The sequence below is a fragment of the Bacteroides sp. Marseille-P8574 genome (assembly GCF_902825465.1).
Classification (GTDB): Bacteria; Bacteroidota; Bacteroidia; order Bacteroidales; family Bacteroidaceae; genus Bacteroides; species Bacteroides uniformis.
In genome coordinates, this window is sequence record NZ_CADEBE010000001.1 from 2,624,858 (window position 1) to 2,643,901 (window position 19,044).

Below are 19,044 nucleotides of genomic sequence, written 5' to 3' on the forward strand. Positions count from 1 at the left end.
GTTCCGTTATATAGAGACTCGGTTTATTTACCGTAATCGTCGTACATCATCAACAGATGTGAGGAGCTCCAGCTGAAATGGGGAGCTTTCAGGCGTCCGCCGGTATGGGTTCCGTAGTTCTCGTGGATGGGAGCACCCTCTTTCAGCCCGCTTAGGCGGTCGAAGACTTGCAGCGTATATTCATCTGCCAGCTGGTTGTAGCCGTAGTTGCGCAGTCCGCGGATGGCAAAGTAGGTTTGGTCCAGCCAGATGGGGCCACGCCAGTAGCCGCGCGGATTGTATTTGGGATTGTCGGCGGCAATGGTAGGGAAGGGGATATACGTGGAGAACTTTGCCGTATCTTGAAGTATGGGCAGCATGCTGTCCACTTGCGCCTGTGTGGCAATCCGGGTCCACAACGGAGTGTAGGCTTCGCAGCCCGGCTCTTCGATGAATGAACCGTCCTTCAGACGGCGGTCGCAGAAGAAGTTGATGTTCTTGTCAAAGAAATAGTCGGCTACCTGGCTACTGTAGTCCGGTGCGTCGAAAGGTATCTTCAGCAGGCTGGAGAACTTCTTCAGCAGTTTGCATTCCAGTGCCAGATAAGCGTTCAAGTCCACACTCTCCTGATCCATACTCCAGGCATCCTCGTAGCCTTCGTTTTTCAGCATCACGGCGCCGTCAAAACGGATGGCGTTGTCCATACCGCTTTCCCAGGCGGCAGCTTCCAGTGTTCCGTCGGTAGCACCGTATTCGCACATGCCATTGCGGTTGTGGTCGCGTTTTTCGTACCACCATTTATAATAGGAGAGCAGTTGAGGGTACATTTCGGCAACGAAGGCGGTGTCACCCGTATGGGTGAAGATTTCGTCGACAGCCCAGCATACCAAGGGAGGTTTGCTGTCACGGGCATTGTTCTCGGAGGGGTCGGTATAGATACAGTCGATAATCATGCCGTCCGGTTGCTGGTAGTCGAACATGGCGCGGATGTTGTTCTTGGCCAGTTCGGGGTCGAACTTGGCGGTTCCGGCACTGAAGCGCCAACTGTCCCATGCCCAGAAGCCGACGAAATAACCTACGGCATGGCTCGGGATGATGCCTTCGTGAAGCAATCCGCCGCGGTGTGTCCGCCAATTGGAGATGAGCGTGGTGACGGCTTTCACGGCGATGCGGTCGTATTCGGGCTTCATGTCCTTGCGCAGTATCTTGGTGAGGTAACCTTCCCAACGTTCGGCATTGGCTTGCAGGGCGGGGGTGGGATTATTGAGCAAGCCCGGCAGGTTTTGCAGGCCGGCAGTCATCTCTTTTTCGGAAGTGAAGAAAGAGATGGCTACGTTGACGGGGTAGCGCGGAGAGCGGACGAGGGCTGTATAGTTATTGTCAGTCTTGGCCAGCTCTACATTAGGAGTAAAGGTCACGGTTACGGTTTCGCCACTGGGATGACGGGCGATGACGGAGTTCTGTTCTACGCTGACGGTGATGTCTTTGCCCCATTGGCTACCGGAGAACAGCAGGTCTTCAGCCGTGTCGGCTTCGATGCGCAGCAAGGCGGTCGAGGCACTTGTGAAGTTGAGCCGTTGCGTGATGTTCCCGTGGGTGGAATGTGCCGACATATAGAGCTCGCCGGGGTAATAGCAAGTGGAATCCGGAACAAAAATCTCTTGTGTATCTTTGGCAAAGCTTACGACGGCGGCTGACTGTGCCATCCACTGGCGGCGGAACATATCGAGGCTGAAGGGGCCGCAGAAGCCGTTGACCCATTGTTGCCGTTCGGGCAGCGTGAAGCCCATCCATGAGCCGGCGTCGGTGAACCAACCGTAGCAGCGGTGCAGGGTGTCGGGAGTATAGGAGATGTCCAGTATGTCGGCGAAGGTATACCGTTTCTCCGTAGTGCTTTTCATGCCGGGGGTGCAGGATGCGATGCCTGCGGCCAACAATGTGAAGCAGAGTATGCGTATAAATTTGTATTTCATATGAATGAGGTATTTAACGGTTATTTGTGCGCTTGTTCCGCCGCATCGTCCTCCGGTGCGAGGGGAGCGAGTGTGAAGCTGTATTTCCATTCGTGTGGAGTGATGGTGTACTCGGGATGCACTTGTGCTCCCCAAGTATTGTCACCGCCTACGCCCATCTGCTTGTGGTCGATGTTGAGCCATACCATATCTTTCTTCTGGATGCTTCCACCGTGGCGGCGCTCCATCTGCGAGGGACGGTATTCAATGTCCTCCATCGGGAAGTTCCAGGCGCTTACGCTCAACGGTTCCTCGCCCACTACCAGCAGGCCTTCGCCGGTTGCATTACGTAGGGCCACCCAGCGTACGTCACAATGATTGGCCGTCTCTTGGGCACGTACATACGGATGGAATTGTTCCCACACCGTGGCGTTGTAGAGGCCTATCAATGCTCCCGTCTTGCGGTCGGCATACGTCTCTTGCGGACCACGGCCCAGCCAGGTCATCATTTCATATTCGGCAGGGAGTATCATGCGCATGCCCAGGCGCGGCATTTCACTCAATGGCTTCTTGCCGGGGGTGAAGTGCATGGTTACTTGAACCTTGCCGTCGGGAGTGATTTTGTAGAGAGTCTGCAAATCAGCATCTAGTTCTTCCATGCGGTAGGTCGCAGTGACAGTAGCCGTTTGTCCGGCTTTCGCAACTTCGATATGCTGTAGTTTGGCATCGCGTCCAGCGTTTTTCCAAGTGCCGCAGCGTATCAGATGTCTGTTTGGAATGTCATTGTCAGTCAACGGGCGCCAGAAGTTGGGTTGCAGCCCTTCCTTAATCAGATTCTTTCCGTTGTAGTTCAGCTCTGTCATTTCACCGTTTCGGGTAGAGAAAGCTACCTGGAAGTTATTGCCTTTCACGGTCAATGCTTCGTTGTTGCGGTTTACGGTCAACGTTCCCTCCACCGGCTGAACGGTTTTGGCTGACGGGACGGAAGGCAGTTCCCATTGTTCGATGGCAACCTCGTGTCCTTTCGGTACTAATGGCGCTTCGTGCTTGGTGAATGCACGCAGTGTGAGGAAATACTCCTTGCCGTCGGCAGGCAGCGCTTTCAGTGGCAATTCTATGTTGGCAGAGTTTCTGGGAGTAATCTTGGGGAAATCCATCTCACCGTTCTGAACGGTCTTGCCGTCGCATTCTACTGCCCAGCGGAGGGTATATCCTTCCAATCCGATGAAATCGTGCCAGTTGGTGACCTTTATCTTGTTCGGGGTGAAGGCGAGCGGTTCGAAATGGATGTATTGCAATACCTTCTTCACTTCGTAGATGTGTGGGTGCGGGGTGCGGTCGGCAGCAATCAAGCCGTTGGCACAGAAGTTGGAGTCGTTGACGACGCCTACAAATCCCATGTCGCCGCCAAAAGCCCAGATGTCGTGCTGGTTTTCGTCCTTGATGGCAAACGTCTGGTCCACCCAGTCCCAAATGAAACCGCCTTGCAGCTGGTCGTACTTGTAAATCAAGTCCCAGTAGTCCTGGAAGTTACCTACGCTGTTACCCATGGCATGGGCATATTCGCAAAGAATCATGGGGCGGGCATCACGTTGGTTCACGTGTTGGCGCAACCTCCAGATGCGTGCGTACATGGGGCAATAGATGTCGCTCTTGGAGTTGTAGCCACCCCCTTCGTATTGTATGGGACGGGTAGGATCTATCTTCTTGGTATAGTCATACAGAGTTTCGAAGTGCTTGCCGTAGCCCGACTCGTTGCCCATGGACCAAGTCACGATGGCAGAGTAGTTGCGGTCGCGCGCAATCATACGACTCATCCGCTGCATGAAAGGCACCTCCCAGGCGGGGTAGTTGGCAAGGGTCTCATCTTTGTGGAACATCATGCCATGGCTCTCGATGTTGGCTTCGTCTACCATATAGAGTCCGAATTCCGTGCAAAGCTCGTACCACGCATAGTTGTTCGGGTAGTGGCAGTTGCGTACACCGTTCAGGTTGAACTGCTTCATCAGCTGGATGTCGTGTATCATGGAAGCTACGGTGATGGTACGTCCCTTGTGCGGGTCGTGCTCGTGACGGTTCACCCCCTTGAAGAGGACGGCCTGGCCGTTAATCATCTGCATGCCGTTCATCATTTCCACGGTACGGAAGCCGAAAAGGTGCGTAAAGGATTCCTGCGGTTTTCCTTGTGCATCAAAGGTGCTGACTACCAGCGTGTAGGTGTTCGGTGTTTCGGCATTCCAGGCTCGTGCATTCGGGAACACTTGCTGCTGGGTAAACAAAGTGTCTGTGGCAGAGGTTATGGACTTTTTCCGGTCATAGATAACCTTGTCCTTGTCCATTACCTTGACTTCCACCGTTTCTCCGGCTTTAGGCCGATGGAGGAATACGTCCAGCTTTAGTTCGCCATCCTTGTAGTTGTTTATCAGTTCCGCTGTCATCCGGAAGTCCTTGACGCGGCTCTGGGGGCGGGCGTAGAGATAAACACTCCGTTCGATGCCGCTGTATTTCCAGTAGTCCTGGCCTTCCAGGTAGGAACCGTCGCTATAACGGAATACTTTTACTGCCAGTTTATTGTTGCCCTTCTTCAGCAGGTGGGTAATGTTGAAGTGCGACGGTAGGCGGCTGTCTTCTGCATATCCTGCCAATTCGCCGTTTACCCATACATAGTAGGCAGACTCCACCCCTTCGAAATCAAGAAAGATGTCCATGCCTCCCCAGCTAGCCGGGACGGTGAACTCGCGGATATAAGCACCTACGGGATTGTAGTCGGTAGGCACGTAGGGCGGATTGGGCGGGAACGGATAACGGGTATCTGTATAGATAGGTGCATCGAAGCCTTGCAGTTCCCAGCTTCCCGGAACTTCAATTTTACTCCACTTGCGGGTACTGAATCCGGGCTTGTGAAAGTCTTTGGGGCAGAGGTCATTGTTCTTTGAAAAAAGAAATTTCCAGGTGCCGTCCAGAGTGATACGGCGTTCCGTTGCAGAATTAACGTCGAACCGTACGTCGGCGGGCAAGGTACGTTGTTTCAATGCGTTGGCTTCATTCGTAAACGGAGTGAAGTGGGCGTGCATCGGTTCTCTGTTCATTTCGTTGACTTGCGGGTTTTGCCACGGCTCATTGTCTGCCAGGGCACCGGTGCAAAGCAGCGAAGAGAGAAGAAAGGTATAAAGTTTGGTCTTCATATTATTAATGATTAATTGGAAGTTGAAAATGGAAAATGGGAAACGGAAAATTTTCACCTTTCACCTTTCCATTTTCAGCTAAATAGAACAAAACAATGTCACTAAGAATGGGACGCTGAAGTCTACTACAAATCCATGGAAAATGGAAACTACTACAAACTGCTGTCCGGCTGTCCGTGTGATGATGGGCAGTGTGGTGTCCATCGTCGTGGCTCCTCCGGCAGAGATGGGAGCAAGGTTTCCGAACCATCGTACCAGCAACGGAGCGGCTAGCAGTGTCAGAATCTCCCGGCTGATATTGGCAAGCAGGGCGATGGTGCCCAGCTCGGCTCCCTTGTATTCGGTAATGAAGATACTGGAGAGCGAGTAATAGCCGAATCCGGAACCTACGGCCAGACAGTCCGTTATAGAACGGTGTGTCAGAATCAGGCTGACGGCTGCGGAGCCTGCTAGCGTTCCCAGTATCGTCATGATGGGCAGGAATACCAGTCGCGGATTGAGTGAACGGAAATTCTTCAGGGTTTGCGGGTCGTTACCCACGCTCAGCCCTACACTGAACATCAGCGCACAAAGCGCGTAGTAGCTGATGTTGGTTTCTGCAATATCAAAGGGCAACAGATGGCATACGCCGCAAATCGTACCCAGTACGAAAAAGCCCACTATGATAAGACTTCCTTTCATGCCCTTCCTCCTTTCTTGTTATACAAGGCTCTCCACAATGCCCAGGCGGCGATGACGCTTCCCAAGGTTCCTCCCAGGGTGAGTATCACAGCTTCAAGGCCTATGGTATGGAGTCCCTTGATGATTTGCTCGTTGCTTCCGACCTCGATGCCGAGGATAAACAGCAGCAACCAGATGAGCAGGGTGATGATTTGGTGGATTTTCTTTAAGTCCCGTTTCCGTAAGAGATAGCCCAGCAGCATTCCCGTGAGCATTAGTCCGATGATTGTAAACATATCTATGTCGTTTTTTAGTGGCAAAGATAGTATGGTCTATTTTTGCAGGTGCAAAGATAAAGCTTTCAAAGCAAACAAGGCGGCATTGCCGGGGGCGAATGCCGCCTTGATATACTATTTGGGAAAAGGATTATTCGTTTATTTTATTGTTGGTCTGAATCTCCATCAGAGGAATGGGCAGGAAGGAATGGGTAGATGCACTGAATCCGGTTCTGCCGTCAGCCTTCATGGCTTCGTCCAGTTTGCCCCAACGACGGAGGTCATAGAAGCGTGAGTTTTCCAGTGTGAATTCCACCAGACGTTCATGTTCAATCTGTGCTTTAACAGCAGCTTGGTCACTTCCGGTCATGGCAGGCAGTTTGCCGTGCACGCTACGTACTTCGTTAATCAATGGAATGGCTTTTTCTGGATGGCCTTGTTCATTGTAGATTTCAGCCTTCATCAGCAGTACATTGGCATAACGCATCAATGGCATGTTGGTACCTACGTAGTTTTGTGCATAGTCGCTCCAAGTTGAAGGCATGTATTTACGGTAATTATATCGGGTGGCAGAATTCTCATCATAGATGTCATCGTAATTGTACCCCAGAATGTGCCCGCCTTCATAGTAATACGGATCATCAAACATCATGGAACCATAGGCACGGGCATCGTACATGTTACCTTCGGCAATGCGTCCTTCTTTCAGGAATTCGTTGTACATCATGTCGCTGACACGGATTTCGTCCCAACCGGACATGCTGCCCGGAGCTACCCAGAAGTGGAGTACGTGCTTGTGGAAAGTACCGTCGGCCGTACTGTTGGTAAACTGAAGTTCCAGAATGGACTCTTTGCAATTCTTGTTGGTTCCGTCGAACATGCTTCCGTAGTCGGACTCCAGTTCGTAGCCGGTCACTTTGTTGAAAGCGGCTTCTGCCAGCCCCAGGTATTCGGCCTTTTTGTCACTTTCTTCATAAGCACGGGTTAAGTAAGCCCATCCCAGGTAAGAGTAGGCTGCTCCTTTGGTTACACGTCCCGCTTCGGAAGAAGGGCGGTCTTGTGGCAGCATGCTGCCTGCTTTGTCCAGTTCAGTACAGATAAAGTCCCATGCTTCCGTTCTGGTAGACAATGCTTTGTGAGTCTGGGATTCTCCGGTCAGATATTCATTGCGGATAATGATTTTCTCCCAGCTCATAATCAGTTTGAAATGATAGTAGGCACGCAGGAACAGAGCTTCGCCCGTAAGATGGTTCTCGTCATCGGCACTCATCTTCTCACCGCTGGTCTGTACTTTGTCAATACCGTATAATACGTTGTTGGCGTAGTTGATGCCATTGTAATTGTTCATCCAGTATTCTTTGATGCTGGAGTTCTCATTGTTGTAGGTGAATCCGTACAATGCAGCCCATTCCGGATAGTTGTTGACGTCCTGGCCTTTTACCATCTCATCGCTACGGAAGGTTTCCACAACAAACTTGACTTCTGCAACCGTGTAAGAGCCGGTGCGGTTATCCAGCTGGCCATATACCGCTGATAGACCTGCCTCTACATCGGCTTTATCTCTCCAGTATTTGTCTGTAGAAAAGTCGGGAGACTCTGTCGTCAGGAAATCATCGCATCCTGCCAGTAAGGCGGCGCATAAGAAAGAGGCTATATATATAATTTTTTTCATTGTCTTCTTGTTTTTAATGGTGATTAGAATGTAACTTGCAGACCTACTACAAATGAGCGGGTGAACGGGTATACAAAGGAGTCTACACCGGTGTCCAGAATGCTTGAAGAGAATTCAGGGTCGATACCGGAATATTTGGTGATGGTAAAGAGATTCTCTCCACTGACATAGAGGCGGCATTTTTCAAGATACATTTTCTTAGCTAAAGCTCTGGACAAGCTGTATCCTAACTGCAACTGGCGAAGGCGGACGAAGTTACCGTTTTCGAGGAAGCGATCGGATTCACGGGTATTTTCATTCGGGTCACCCAGTACAGCTCTTGGCATGCTTGTTCCTGCGTTTTGCGGTGTCCATGCATTCATGGTGCTTGTGAAGTAGTTTCTACCGGCGTCCATTCCTTCATAATACAGACGGTTTACGTTGTAGAGTTTGTGCCCCCATGCACTGCCGAACTGGAAGGAAAGGTCAAAGTTCTTATAGGAACCGCTGAATGACAAGTTGGCTTCCACCTTGGGAATACCGGAACCGGAATATACCTTGTCGCCGGAGTCGATGCTTCCATTGCCGTTTACATCCTTGAAGCGGATATCACCGGCTTTGGCACTCGGCTGGAGACGTTCGCCTGCACTGTTTACGTAAGCAGCAGCTTCTGCATCAGTCTGGAATATGCCGTCAGTCTGATACAGCCAGAAGCTGGCTACCGGATAACCTTTCAGTGTTTGGGTTACGAAGTGGCCGTCACCCTTCCAGGCAGAACCATAAAGTATCTGGTTCGGGTCTGCCTTCAACATTTCGTTGTGGATGGTAGAAAGGTTGAAACCGATATTATAGTCGAAACCGTTGATGTTGTCTCCATAGTTCAATTCAAGCTCGAAACCTTTGTTTACCATCTTTCCTACGTTGACAGTAGGATTGTAGATACCTGCAGAAGGCGGCATGACTTTTTCAATCAGTAAGTCTTCCGTTGTGTTGTAATAGTAGTTAAGGCTACCGCTCAACTTATTGTTGAAAAGACCGAAGTCGAAACCGATGTTTTTGGTATCGGTAGTTTCCCAACGCAAATCGTCGTTTACCAGATAGAGGTTGGACATGCCGGCCCAAGGATTGCCACCTTGTATGTAGCTCATCCATTGGGTATTGCTGTTACTCATTGTTGGCGCATAATAGTAGCCCAGTGCACTCTCGCTACCCAGGCGTCCCCAGCTGGCGCGGAACTTCAAGTTGCTGATAGGGGTGTTTTTGGGGAAGAAATCTTCCTCACTGATTCTCCATCCCACTGCTACGGAAGGGAAGGTACCCCAACGGTTGTTTTTACCGAACTTGGAAGAGCCGTCGGAACGTACAGTCACTTGCAGCAAGTAACGGCTGGCGTATGAATAGTTGAAGCGTCCGAAGAAAGAAGCGCGGTTGTAATCGTAGAAAGTACCTGTGCCGGCAAATGTACCGCCGATACCAGCATCGATTGTGGGAGATGTCGGGTCGAAGAATCCGCCGGGAACCTCGCTGGAACTCAGACTGCCGCCTACTACATCATATTCGGTTTTCTTGCCTTCCACGCTGACAGAACTTTTATCCTGATGGGCGGAAATGATGGAGTTACCTATCATGGCAGTAACGGAATGCTTGCCGAAGTCTTTCATGAAGGTCAATACATTCTCGAATGTTTGCTTGCGATAGTATGAGTTGTACTCGTAGTTATAAGGATAGAGGCTCGGCTCTTGTGCATTGGCTTCGTATTTGGCACGATGATAACGGTCGTTGTAGTAGTAACCGTCGTACGTATAGCTTGTTTTGAATGTAAGCCACGGGGCGAGGTTCATGGTCAGACCGATATTGCCGGTAATGTCGTAACCCGTATATTTTCTGTCTTTGTAATGGTCGTCTGCCATGACATTACGGTTGGTTGGGAATTCCATCTTGGTACCGTCTACCGACATGTCGGTCAGACCGTATCCGTATGTCTGGTTTTCGTCGTAAACGGGCACCAGTGGCGAAATGGAGTACATTTCTTTTAAGGAATACTGAGGCTGTTTGCTTTGTGTGACCTTGAAGTTCAAGCTCGCATCGAAATCAAAGATATATTTGTGTGCATTCAGTTTCAGACGGGCATTGTCCTGGATGTAAGAGTTACCTTTAAAGATACCCTTCTCGTCGGCATGGCCATAAGAAAGTGAATATTTAGCAACTTCAGAACCTCCGATGAGGTTTACATAATAGTTCTGTGCGATGCCGGTACGGAGCATTTCATCCTGCCAGTTTGTATCGGCACCGGTAGGGTTCTGTCCATTCTTGTACGTAAGATAAGCGGGCTTGTTTGTCCCTGCATTCTCGTACATCATGTTGTGCACTTTCAAGTAGCCGTCTGCATTGAGCATGTCGAACTTCTTGGCTACCGAGTTGACCGTCATATATGTATTAAAGGAAACTTTCAGTTCTCCTTCCTTTCCGTTCTTGGTAGAAACGATGACTACACCATTGGCGGCCACAGAACCGTAGATGGCAGCGGCGGCACCATCTTTCAGGATTTCCATGGATTCGATATCCTGCGGATTGATGGTGTTGATGTCGCCAGGATACCCGTCGATGATGTAAAGCGGCTCGTTGTCACCCATAGTCTTGATACCACGGATTTTTACGGAAATGCTTGCACCTGCATTACCTCCCGATTTCAATACGCTTACACCGGCAATTTTACCTTGCAGTGCTTCGGTTGCGCTGGTAGTGGCACGCTTCATCAAATCTTCCGCTTTCACCGAAGAAATGGCACCGGTCATGTCGCTCTTCTTCATCGTACCGTAACCTACGACTACGACTTCATCCAGCATTTCAGAATCATCTTTCAATGCTATTTTGATGTTCTTCTGCCCGTTGAGGGGAATTTCCTGGGTTACATAACCCACATAAGAGATTACCATAGTTGCTTTAGGAGAGACTGTCAACGTAAAGTTGCCGTCAACGTCGGTGATGCAACCATTGCCGGTTCCTTTCTCCAAGATACTGGCACCGATAAGAGATTCTCCTTTGGTATCGGTTACGGTACCGGTTAGCTGGATGGTTTGCGCTAATGCACTTAGCGGCGCTAGACATACAAAGAGCAAAGCAAGTAGTAATGCTCTTTGCAAATACTGTTTAATTTTACCCATGTGTGATAAAGTTTTTTAAGGTTAATACTTTGTTTTTCACAAGGGCAAAGGAAGTGATATAATTATAAGGTTGACTATGACCTTTATCTATAAAATATCTACAAAGGAGGCTGAAAGCACTATTATTTAATCTACAAGATGATTGATAAATCGTTGAATAATAATATTTTATTGTAATATAATATATCTACAAGAGAGCTTTTCTCTTCGGCTTCGTTTTTAGAAGCTCTGGAGGTATTCAACCAAGTCTTCTTCTGTGGATAAGTTCAAGGATTTGCGTAAACGATACCGGTTCATATTGATTGTTTTGGGAATGGTGCCGGTTATCATGGAGATTTCTTTGGTTGACAGATTGACGCGCAATAGAGTTGCCAAGTATTTTTCGCCTTGCGTCAGATTAGGGTGTTTTAATGCAAGTCGGTCCAGAAATTCTTTGTTCTTTTCTTCTATATTCAGCAATAAGCTGCTGTTTGTCTTATCTCCGCTTTGATATTGGCTGATGAAGGCATTCACTTTTTTTAGGTGGGGAATGAGTGTTTGGTTATCCATCTTATAACCCTCTTTAATCATCCCACGTATCTTGTCGAGTAGCTCATTGCGGCTTCTTAGGAATACGGCAAAGCTGGTGACCTCCTGGCGGCTGTCATCCAAAGCACTCTGCACGTTTTTCAGTTCCATTTCTTGCTGTTGTAGTTTCAGTTCGGATACTTCGCGTTCGGAGAGTTCCAACTGATAGCGGGTTTCAATCAGTTGCAGGTCTTTTCTGCGTTTATACCATTTATATAGGAAGATACTGACAGCTAAACCGAGAATAAGTATGCTGCCCAAGAGCCATAGATTGCGTTTCAGCAATTCTATTTCATAGGTTTGTTCCTGCATTTCAGTGGCATGCTTCTGGTCCTGGTATCTTTTATAGGAAATTTCCTGCTCGATGTTACGCAGCTTGTTGCTGCTTTGCAGCTCTTTGCTCAGGTGCTGCATTTTCTCCAGGTATTTATAGGCTTGGGCATAGTCACCTATAGCTGCATATACCATGGACGAATATTCGTAATTGTCGCAAATCAGTTCGCGGGCTCCGATATTATGGGCATACTCGTAGGCTTTATGCAAGGCTTCCAGGGCTTTGGAGTATTGCTTGTCATAGTAATACTGTTTCCCCATGTTGTTGTAGTTTTCGCCAAGAGACCATTGGGCGTCCAGATTCTTGTTGATGGTGATGGCTTCCTGGATGAAAGAAAGTTTCTCTTCCGTATTTCCCTGGTACAGACAAAGGTTGTTCAGGTTGGTTGCAATCTCTTTCAGGTTTCGTTGGGCACGGTTGATGGCCAGCGCACGTTGGAAGAAACGCTCGGCAACGGTAAATTCGTTCATGAAGTGGTGCATAACTCCACGTTCGTTATAGCATCCGGCCACAGAAGTGGAATCACCAATGGCTTTGAATATGGAGGTTGCCTTGTCGTTTAGTTCTATGGCTTTGTTGTAGTCTCCCAGTTTGCTGTAGACACGTCCCATGAGGGAGTATAGTTGGGCACTTTGTTGCTTGTTTGCGGGGGTGATGTATTTCTGAGTATCATATAGATTCTTGATACTCAGGTCAAAGTTGCCCAATAGCTGTTCTGCCTGGCAATAAAGGAACATGGCCTGCGCACGGACCTCACTGGGCTCATCTTCGGGAAACAAGGCAGAAGCCTGAGCAGCATAGTAGGAAGCTTGTTTGGGGGTGTTGTATAGGCATTTCTGTGCTTGGTCAATCAATTTCTGTGCTTGCTGCATGTCTTGAGCTTGCAGTGGGGCAAGTGCTGACAGAAGACATACAAGTAGTAGACATAGGTTTTTCTTCATGGCATCGTCTTGTTTCTGCAAATTTAATTAATTCTTCTTAGAAGTCCGGTTTCCCTCCAAAAAGATTTATCTTTGTGCCTCAAAGATAGCGATATATATGTTATTACCTTATTTGAATAAAGATTTGATAGAGGCGGGATGCGATGAGGCCGGTCGCGGCTGTCTGGCCGGTGCGGTCTATGCCGCTGCCGTTATTCTGCCAACGGACTTTAAGAATGAACTTCTGAATGACTCCAAGCAGCTGACGGAAAAACAACGCTATGCCTTGCGTGAAGTGATTGAGAAAGAGGCTTTGGCATGGGCGGTGGGCGTCGTCTCTCCTGAAGAGATTGACAAAATCAATATCCTCAATGCCTCCTTTCTTGCCATGCACCGTGCTGTTGACCAACTGAATGTCCGTCCGCAACATCTGCTGATAGACGGCAATCGCTTTAAAAAATATCGGGACTTGCCGCATACTACCGTAGTGAAAGGAGACGGGAAGTACCTTTCCATCGCTGCCGCCTCCATTTTGGCAAAGACCTATCGTGATGACTACATGAACCGTCTCCACGAAGAGTATCCTTATTATGACTGGAATCATAATAAGGGGTATCCCACCAAGAAACATCGTGCCGCCATTGCTGAGCGGGGCACTACCCCCTATCATCGCTTGACGTTCAATCTCTTGGGGGATGGGCAGTTGTCGCTGAACTTCGGGTAATGATGCTGTTTAGAACCACTTAATCCTTCTGAACCATACGAATGTCACTGCTGATAATATTGCCGACAAAAGTATGATGAAAATAAACGCGTGCGGAAAACTCTCCAGGTGGATGTCCACATTCATGCCGTAGAAACTGGCTATCAACGTGGGAATCATCAGTGTAATGCTGAGGCTTGTCATACGTTTCATGATGGCATTCACATTGTTGGAGATGATGGAGGCGAAGGCGTCCATGGTTCCCGTCAGGATATCACTGTAGATGTTTACGGTATTGTATGCCTGCTTCAACTCGATGACCACGTCTTCCAATAATTCCAAATCCAGATAATTGGTGTCTTGAAAGATGTTTTTCAGCCGTCCTATCATCACTTCATTGCCACGGATGGAAGTGTTGAAGTAGACCAGCGTCTTTTGCAGCTTCATCAGTTGCAGGAGATCTTCGTTGCGGATGCTTTTCTCCAGCTCTTTTTCGGCGGTGGCCACATCGTTGTTTATCTGTTTCAGATACTTCAGGAACCAGACGGCGGAAGAGTAGATGATTCGCAGAATCAAATCCAGTTTATTGTTGACGACTATGTTCTTCCGGCGGGTATGCTGAATGAAGTCCGGTATCAGCTCCGTGTGGTGATAGCAGACAGAAACGATGATTCCGTCATTGGTGATAATGCCGATGGGCACAGTGATGAACGGCACGCCGCGTTGGTTGCTCTGCATCGGGATGCGGAGGATGGTCAGCAGCCAGTTGTCTTCTGTTTCCGTACGTGGGCGCTCGTCCACGTCGGCTATGTCTTCCAGGAATGATTCGGGAACTTTCAGCTCTTCGGTTAGGAATTTGAAATCATCGTTGTCCGGGCATTCTACGTTGACCCAGCAGTTGGGTTGCCATTCGGCCTTTTCAGTGAAGCCATTTTCACTGTAGAGATACTTTCTCATTGTTTGCCTCCTTTCTAGTTGGAACAGAGGCATTGCAGTCAACGTCTCCGTTCGTTTTATTGGTGAATACTATTGCACGTTCGTGGGTTTGAATCGTCCATATTTCTTGTTTTTTTATTTTTTAAGCGTGGCAAAAGTACATAAATCATTTGAAACAGTACGCTTTAACGGCTGTTTTTTGTACCTTTGCAACGCAAAAAACAGGTTCCTACTATAAAAGAACGTTTGTATCATACAAAAAGATTATACAATTAAATTCGATTAATATTATGAGTAAGAAAGCCCTTTTAATGATTCTTGATGGCTGGGGCATCGGCGATCAAGGCAAAGATGATGTGATTTTCAATACACCTACTCCGTATTGGGACAGTCTGTTGGCAACTTATCCGCATTCCGAGCTTCAAGCAAGCGGTGAAAACGTTGGTTTGCCCGACGGACAGATGGGTAATTCTGAAGTAGGTCACCTCAATATCGGTGCCGGACGCATCGTTTACCAGGATTTGGTGAAGATTAACCGTGCTTGTGCCGATGGCAGCATTCTGAAGAACAAGGAAATTGTTTCTGCTTTCTCATATGCAAAGGAAAACGGCAAGAATATTCACTTTATGGGACTGACCAGCAACGGTGGCGTGCACAGCTCTTTTGACCATTTGTTCAAACTCTGCGATATTTCCAAGGAATACGGTATCGAGAATACCTTCATCCACTGTTTTATGGACGGTCGTGATACCGACCCGAAGAGTGGTAAAGGTTTCATTGAGCAGTTGACTGCTCATTGCGAGAAGTCTGCCGGCAAGATTGCTTCCATCGTGGGACGTTTCTATGCCATGGACCGCGACAAACGTTGGGAACGTGTGAAGGTTGCCTACGATTTGTTGGTAAACGGTGAAGGCAAGGTTGCTACGGATATGGTCCAGGCTATGCAGGAGTCCTACGACGAAGGCGTTACGGATGAATTCATTAAGCCGATTGTGAACGGTGGCTTCGACGGTACCATCAAGGAAGGTGATGTTGTAATCTTCTTCAACTACCGCAATGACCGTGCCAAGGAATTGACCGTTGTCCTCACCCAGCAAGATATGCCCGAACAAGGCATGCAGACCATTCCGGGCCTGCAGTTCTACTGCATGACTCCGTACGATGCCAGCTTCAAGGGTGTGCATATCCTTTTTGATAAGGAGAACGTACAGAATACCTTGGGCGAATACCTTGCTGCCAATGGCAAGACCCAGCTGCACATTGCCGAAACAGAGAAGTATGCACACGTGACTTTCTTCTTCAACGGTGGCCGCGAGACTCCTTACGATGCTGAAGAGCGCATCCTGGTTCCTTCTCCGAAGGTTGCCACTTACGACTTGAAGCCCGAAATGAGTGCGTACGAGGTGAAGGACAAGTTGGTTGAAGCTATCAAGACCCAGAAGTTCGATTTCATCGTGGTGAACTACGCCAATGGTGATATGGTGGGACATACCGGTATCTACGAAGCTATTGAGAAGGCAGTGAAAGCCATCGACGAATGTGTGAAAGATACTGTTGAAGCTGCCAAGGCAAACGATTATGAAGTAATCATCATCGCCGACCACGGTAATGCCGACCACGCTCTGAATGAGGATGGTACTCCGAATACTGCCCACTCTCTGAACCCCGTTCCTTTCGTTTACGTTACTGCAAACAAGGACGCCAAGGTTGAGAACGGTGTATTGGCTGACGTAGCTCCTTCTATCCTGCATATCTTGGGTATGGAACAGCCGGCCGAAATGACTGGTAAGGATTTGATTAAGTAAGGCGTCAAGGCCGTAACAATATTTAGACGCGGATTATACGGATTCCACGGATGCTCTTAAAGTTGAGTCTGTGCAATCCGGATAATCCGCGTCTTTTTTTAATAGAATGATTATGATACAGATTGGTGATGTTGTGGTTTCTTTCGATGTCTTGCGCGAGAAGTTCTTGTGTGACTTGGGTGCCTGCCAGGGGATTTGCTGCATTGAGGGCGATGCCGGTGCTCCCGTAGAGCTGGACGAGGTGGAGAAACTGGAAGAGGTGCTTCCGCTGATTTGGGATGAGCTTTCTCCCGAAGCCCGCACCGTGATAGAGGAGCAAGGTGTGGTCTATACCGATTGTGAAGGTGACCTGGTGACTTCTATTGTGAACAACAAGGATTGCGTCTTTACCTGCTATGATGATAAAGGCTGTTGCTATTGCGCCATCGAAAAGGCTTACCGTGAGGGTAGGACCAACTTCTACAAACCCATATCCTGTCATCTCTATCCGATAAGGGTGGGGAACTACGGACTCTATAAGGCAGTGAACTATCATCGTTGGGATGTCTGCAAAGCCGCTATGTTGTTGGGACAAAAGGAAAATCTGCCCGTGTACAAGTTCCTGAAAGAACCGCTTATCCGTAAGTTTGGTGAGGACTGGTATGCAGAGTTGGAATTGGTAGTGGAAGAGATGAAAAAACAAGGAATCCTATAGTTCTTCTGTATGGAGACGGGTCTCTTCTTTGGAAGAGAAGAGGAATAAAGGAAAAGCCCCGGTCAGCAGGATTATCCTGCCCGTCCGGGGCTTCCTCGTTGTAAGATGTGAGGTTGGTTATTAAATTAATTAAGCGTCAATATTTGCATACGTTGCATTCTTTTCGATGAAATCGCGGCGAGGGCCCACGTCTTCGCCCATCAGCATGGAGAAGATATAGTCGGCTTCGGCTGCATTTTCAAGATGCACCTGCTTCAGCATACGGTTTTCCGGATTCATGGTGGTTTCCCACAACTGTTCCGGGTTCATTTCACCCAAACCTTTGTAGCGTTGGGTGTGTACTGCGTTTTCCGAACCGCCGCCGTAAGTGTCGATGAACTTCTGGCGCTGCTGGTCTGTCCAGCAATACTCTTTCGCCTTGCCTTTGGTGCAAAGGTAAAGGGGAGGAGTGGCGATGTACAAGCAACCCTGCTGGATGACTTGTGGGAAGTAACGGAAGAAAAGCGTCATAATCAGCGTGTCGATGTGAGAACCATCGACGTCGGCATCGGTCATGATGATAATCTTCTTGTAACGCAACTTGTCAATGTTCGCTTCTTTGCTGTCTTCACCGTCCACGCCGAAACGGATGCCCAGCGCCTGGATGATATTGTTTACTTCGTCGCTCTCGAATGCCTTGTGCCACATGGCCTTTTCCACATTCAGAATCTTACCGCGAAGCGGCAGGATAGCTTGGAACGCACGGTTACGGCCTTGCTTTGCTGAACCGCCTGCCGAGTCACCCTCGACGAGGAACAATTCGCATTCTTCCGGGTCCTTGCTGGAGCAGTCGGCCAACTTACCGGGCATGCCACCGCCGGACATCGGCGATTTGCGTTGTACGGATTCGCGTGCCTTACGTGCGGCGATACGTGCCTGGGCGGCAAGAATCACCTTGTCTACAATCAGCTTGGCTTCCTTCGGGTGTTCCTCCAAGTAGTAGGTGAGGGCCTCGCCCACAGCCTGGTCTACGGCGCCCATCACTTCGTTGTTACCCAGCTTTGTCTTGGTCTGTCCTTCGAACTGAGGCTCTGCCACCTTGATGGAGATAACGGCAGTCAGTCCTTCACGGAAGTCGTCTCCTGCAATCTCTACCTTGGCTTTCTCCAGCATCTTGTTGTCTTCGGCGTATTTTTTCAACGTACGGGTCAGTGCACGGCGGAAACCTGCCAAGTGGGTACCCCCTTCAATGGTATTGATGTTGTTTACGTAAGAGTGTACATTTTCGTTATAAGAAGTGTTGTACATGATGGCTACTTCCACCGGTGTGCCTTGCTTCTCGGTATTGATGTAGATTACATCGTTCATGAAGTGTTCGCGTGAGGAGTCCACGTAGCGCACAAATTCCTTCAGGCCTTCTTCCGAGTAGAAGATTTCCTTCTTGGCATTTCCTTCTTCGTCTTTTACGCGAAGGTCGGTCAGTGAAATCTTGATGCCTGCGTTCAGATAAGCCAGCTCGCGCATGCGGGTGGCAAGAATATCATAGTTGTAGACTGTCTCCGTAAAGATGGTACCGTCCGGCCAGAACTGTTGGCGTGTACCGGTAATGTCTGTTGTGCCCACTTCTTTAACGGAGTAGAGCGGATGTCCGCAGGAATATTCCTGCTGATAGATTTTTCCGTTACGGAAAACCTGGGTAGTCATGTGTGTAGACAAGGCATTTACGCAAGATACACCTACACCATGCAGACCTCCCGATACCTTATAGGAACCTTTGTCGAACTTTCCTCCGGCATGCAGTACGGTCATTACAACTTCCAGCGCGGATTTCTTTTCCTTTTCGTGATAGTCTACCGGGATACCACGTCCGTTGTCTTGTACGGTGATGGAGTTGTCCTCGTTAATGGTGACTTCGATGTGGTCGCAATAGCCGGCAAGTGCCTCGTCGATGGAGTTATCCACAACCTCGTACACCAGGTGGTGAAGTCCTTTGCTGCTAATGTCGCCAATATACATCGCGGGACGCTTTCTCACTGCTTCCAAACCTTCCAGTACCTGGATGTTTTCGGCAGAATAGCTCCCGTTATTGGAGTGAATCTGTTCTTCAGTCATAATCTTTTTTCCTTATTGTAATAACAGAGCAAATATAGTGAAAATCCTCGGGATATGGTGCTAAACAAACGGATAAATTCGGGTAGTTTACAGCTTTTTAGCACAGAAAAGAAACTTGTGTGGAAGCA

Annotated in this window: 12 protein-coding genes; 3 read left to right on the forward strand and 9 right to left on the reverse strand. The window is 48.8% G+C overall.

All coding sequences use genetic code 11. The features are described 5' to 3' along the window. Positions 1 to 23: 23 nt before the first annotated feature. From HUX74_RS11220 to HUX74_RS11250, 7 genes are all read right to left on the reverse strand, one after another. Positions 24 to 1,952, reverse strand: a complete 1,929-nt coding sequence (locus HUX74_RS11220) for a trehalase family glycosidase (protein ID WP_174646651.1) — start codon at positions 1,950 to 1,952, stop codon at positions 24 to 26. A gap of 20 nt (positions 1,953 to 1,972) precedes the next feature. Next, positions 1,973 to 5,116, reverse strand: a complete 3,144-nt coding sequence (locus tag HUX74_RS11225) for a glycoside hydrolase family 2 TIM barrel-domain containing protein (protein WP_117600193.1) — start codon at positions 5,114 to 5,116, stop codon at positions 1,973 to 1,975. Between the two features lie 78 nt (positions 5,117 to 5,194). Continuing rightward, positions 5,195 to 5,797, reverse strand: a complete 603-nt coding sequence (locus HUX74_RS11230) for a lysine exporter LysO family protein (protein ID WP_005830487.1) — start codon at positions 5,795 to 5,797, stop codon at positions 5,195 to 5,197. Beyond that, positions 5,794 to 6,072 carry a LysO family transporter gene (locus tag HUX74_RS11235; RefSeq protein ID WP_117600194.1) on the reverse strand — a complete coding sequence of 93 codons (279 nt, stop codon included), beginning with the start codon at positions 6,070 to 6,072 and terminating at the stop codon, positions 5,794 to 5,796. Before HUX74_RS11235 ends, HUX74_RS11230 begins: the two co-directional genes overlap by 4 nt. Before the next feature lie 130 nt (positions 6,073 to 6,202). Further along, the gene (locus HUX74_RS11240) at positions 6,203 to 7,723 is read right to left on the reverse strand and encodes a RagB/SusD family nutrient uptake outer membrane protein (RefSeq protein WP_117600195.1); all 1,521 of its coding nucleotides are present in this window, start codon (positions 7,721 to 7,723) and stop codon (positions 6,203 to 6,205) included. Between the two features lie 23 nt (positions 7,724 to 7,746). After that, a complete protein-coding gene (locus HUX74_RS11245; protein ID WP_174646652.1) occupies positions 7,747 to 10,866 on the reverse strand; it encodes a TonB-dependent receptor in 3,120 nt (1,039 codons plus the stop codon). A gap of 219 nt (positions 10,867 to 11,085) precedes the next feature. Further along, on the reverse strand, positions 11,086 to 12,708 hold the full coding sequence (locus tag HUX74_RS11250) for a tetratricopeptide repeat protein (protein ID WP_119961449.1): 1,623 nt from the start codon (positions 12,706 to 12,708) through the stop codon (positions 11,086 to 11,088). A gap of 97 nt (positions 12,709 to 12,805) precedes the next feature. Here HUX74_RS11250 and HUX74_RS11255 point away from each other — a divergent pair, with 97 nt between their 5' ends. Then, a complete protein-coding gene (locus HUX74_RS11255) occupies positions 12,806 to 13,411 on the forward strand; it encodes a ribonuclease HII (RefSeq protein WP_117600198.1) in 606 nt (201 codons plus the stop codon). 9 nt (positions 13,412 to 13,420) lie between these two features. Here HUX74_RS11255 and HUX74_RS11260 read toward each other — a convergent pair whose 3' ends face one another. Next, positions 13,421 to 14,347 (reverse strand): magnesium transporter CorA family protein, encoded by a 927-nt coding sequence (locus HUX74_RS11260; protein ID WP_005834540.1) that lies wholly within the window; start codon positions 14,345 to 14,347, stop codon positions 13,421 to 13,423. A gap of 269 nt (positions 14,348 to 14,616) precedes the next feature. On the opposite strand from HUX74_RS11260, the gene gpmI reads away from it, so the two are divergent. Both gpmI and HUX74_RS11270 read left to right on the forward strand, forming a co-directional pair. Then, the gene (gene gpmI / locus HUX74_RS11265; protein WP_005834542.1) at positions 14,617 to 16,131 is read left to right on the forward strand and encodes a 2,3-bisphosphoglycerate-independent phosphoglycerate mutase; all 1,515 of its coding nucleotides are present in this window, start codon (positions 14,617 to 14,619) and stop codon (positions 16,129 to 16,131) included. Positions 16,132 to 16,243: 112 nt separating this feature from the next. Then, a complete protein-coding gene (locus HUX74_RS11270) occupies positions 16,244 to 16,825 on the forward strand; it encodes a DUF3109 family protein (RefSeq protein WP_008662683.1) in 582 nt (193 codons plus the stop codon). Positions 16,826 to 16,954: 129 nt separating this feature from the next. On the opposite strand, the gene gyrB is transcribed toward HUX74_RS11270, so the two are convergent. Further along, on the reverse strand, positions 16,955 to 18,916 hold the full coding sequence (gyrB, locus tag HUX74_RS11275) for a DNA topoisomerase (ATP-hydrolyzing) subunit B (protein WP_008662686.1): 1,962 nt from the start codon (positions 18,914 to 18,916) through the stop codon (positions 16,955 to 16,957). Between the last annotated feature and the right edge of the window lie 128 nt (positions 18,917 to 19,044).